A 2,774-nucleotide genomic window follows, 5' to 3' on the forward strand; every position below is an offset into this window, starting at 1 on the left:
CCGGAGTTGGAGTGGGAGTTGGAGTCGGCGCTGGAGTCGGAGTTGGCGCCGGAGTCGGAGTTGGTGTGGGTACGACTGCACTGCTGAACTCAAAAGAGCCGCTGTCAAAGATCGCCCCGGGAATGGTATCGCCGTCTTGAGGGCGAGTCAATCCTCGCTGATCCGTCGCCAGCCCGCTGTCAACGCCTTTATCGATTGCCGGACTTCCTACCAGCAGGGGTCTGACGAAGGCGCCGTTGATGTTTTGCAAAGGGCCCAGTAGAGGATCTGCGACGGTGACACTTGTCGTCACCTTCGTATCAGTGCTAATCAGCGGCCACTGAAAATTCCCTCCTTGGTCTGTGTATTGGGCGGTGGCGTGTTGTTGAATTCCCCAACCGTTTCCTCCGTTACCGGCTGTGTTGTTGGATAAAATCGTGTTTTTGAGGGTGACATCATTGGCTGCGGCGAAGATACCTCCACCAACCCAGCCGGCGTAATTATCGGCGATCGTTGTGTTGACAATCGTTGTAGGTGCACCAAGAGTCATTGCACCGCCGAGTTTGCCGTAGCCATCAGACACAGTAGTAGGAACCGAGTTACCAGAAAACGTACTGTTAGTAATCGTCGCAGGGGCATTGCGCATCCACAGCCCGCCACCTTGCTCGCCGGCTTTGTTCCCAGCAAAGGTGGTGTTGGTAATGGTCAATCCCTGGTTGGTGCTGTCGCTCAAAGTCGTTACCGCACCACCATTTCCAGGATTTCCACCGCCGGGGCTGCCTGTTAGCGCCAGAACTTCGTTATTTTGGAAGGTGCTGTTTTCCAAAATTACCTTGTCTTGGCTGCCAGTAAACAGATAAGCTGCGCCTCCTTCACCTCGACCTTTATTGTCCTGAAATACGCTATTGGTAATCTTGATTGTGCCGGATGCTTCAGTTAAAGAACTGGCTCTGTCTGTGTAAATAGCACCACCGTTACCCCTTAAACCAGGATTATCTTGGCCTGTTGCGTAACTGGCTGCGGTGGTGTCGTTGCCGATGAATCGCGAGTTGTCAATTGTTAATTTGCCCTGAAGGCTGTTAATTGCCCCACCGTTAATTCCTTTGTTGTTGTTGAAGTCACTGTTGGTGACTGTCAAATTTTTCTGGCTGACAAAAGCGATCGCACCTGCACCTCGTTCGTCATTACCCGCTGTGGCTACGTTGCCGGTGAATTTACTATCGGTAACGCTCAGGGAGTTGTTCCAGCCGCTGAAGATGGCACCGCCACCTTTATCGGCAACGTTATTTGTAAACTGAACGTTGGCTACGCTGATGGCTACTTCGTCAGTTGTACCGATCGCCCCGCCGGTATCAGCAGTTTTACCGTTGATAATCGACAGGTTTTTGACGGCAAAAGTCGTTTTAAAATCTACGTTTGCACTGACAAAAAAGGCGCGAGATGCGTTGTTGCCGCTGATGCTTAAACCTGCTGCTGCTGTGCCGTCAATCGTGATATTTTTGGCGGGAGGAATATCGATTTGACCGCTGGTGAGAGTGATTGTTTGGCCTGCCAAACCAGGAGCGAAGGTAATTGTATCCCCGGCTACAGCAGATGCAACCGCAGCCCTCAAGGAACCAGGGCCGCTATCGCTATTGTTGCTGACGACGATAGTAGCTAAATTACCTTGGTAATTTGCCATCGCGTCCGGTTGTAAGGCTAAGGGAGATTCTATTTGACCCTTGGCAAATTCTAAGTTCCAGTCGCCGTTTTTGCCAGTGATATTGGTGGATGCGGCAACGTCAGCCCCGGTTAATTCGCTGAGCTTGTCAACGAAATTAGCGCCTGTACCTGCTGCTACATCGCAGCCGTACAGCATGATGTCTGCGGATGGTGCTAGGGAATTCTGCCACTTTTCCAACTGACCTTTGTATTGGTCTATGTTGTCTGAACCTAGAGCGGTATTGCCGAGTTGCAGGTTGCCAGAACTGCCGTGAGAAATAATGTGAACTGAGTCGATCGCCCCGTTCGTAGAAGCGTATTTTTCAATTTCAGAGGAGATTTGTGCGATGCCATTTTTGGCGCCATCGAGTATTACGACCTGCTGTCCTGGCAGCACTCCCGCTGCAATTTTTTCGTAATTTTCTACCCCGGAATCAATGAACACTAAGGAACGTAGGGGCAGTTTTTCCAAAGAAGATTGTGAGTTGGTTTGAGCGAACGTAGAATTCATTTTTGATTCTCCATTAAGGGCGTTATTGGTAGATACAGCCCGGGAGCAATCACATCAGCCTTATTTGTTCACATCTTAACACCTATTTTCAAAATAGTGCAATATTTAAAATTATTAATTAATTTAGTTTTTTTTCCGGATTGCACTTATCTGTGATTGTAGCTAATCGTTTTTTTTGTCATAAATTATGGGTAATAAGTAACATAATTTATACGAGAATTCAGAAAAATCCAGCTTTTTGGAGCCGGATTTTTAAATGGTTTATGGGCTGTAATTCCTATAATTCAAGGACTGGGGGAATAGTTCGCGTGGTGATTTCCTATTCGGGAACCCCTATAAATTAAATTGATAATTTGTAATTTTAGTGTCGTAATTTCCGTAAACGGACACGACATTGTTTGATTCCTAACTCTGTTTCAGAGCCGGAAAAATAGATTATGTAATACGTTGTTAATAATTCAGCTCATGACCACAAAAAATGCAACTAGAGGCACGATCGCAAATACGATCGACCTCAGTCATTCTTAAGGGTGCATCTGGTTTTGGAAGAGGGCTCTCGCATGACCGCATATAAGTTATTAGT

1 protein-coding gene is annotated in these 2,774 nt (G+C 47.5%); it reads right to left on the reverse strand.

The genetic code is table 11. The annotated features are described in order from the left end of the window. A partial coding sequence (locus QT974_RS33195; protein WP_333472616.1) for a DUF4347 domain-containing protein occupies positions 1 to 2,191 on the reverse strand: 2,191 nt, incomplete at its 3' end. Positions 2,192 to 2,774: the final 583 nt, after the last annotated feature.

Source organism: Microcoleus sp. BM001215392 (assembly GCF_036700185.1).
Classification (GTDB): domain Bacteria; phylum Cyanobacteriota; class Cyanobacteriia; order Cyanobacteriales; family Microcoleaceae; genus Microcoleus.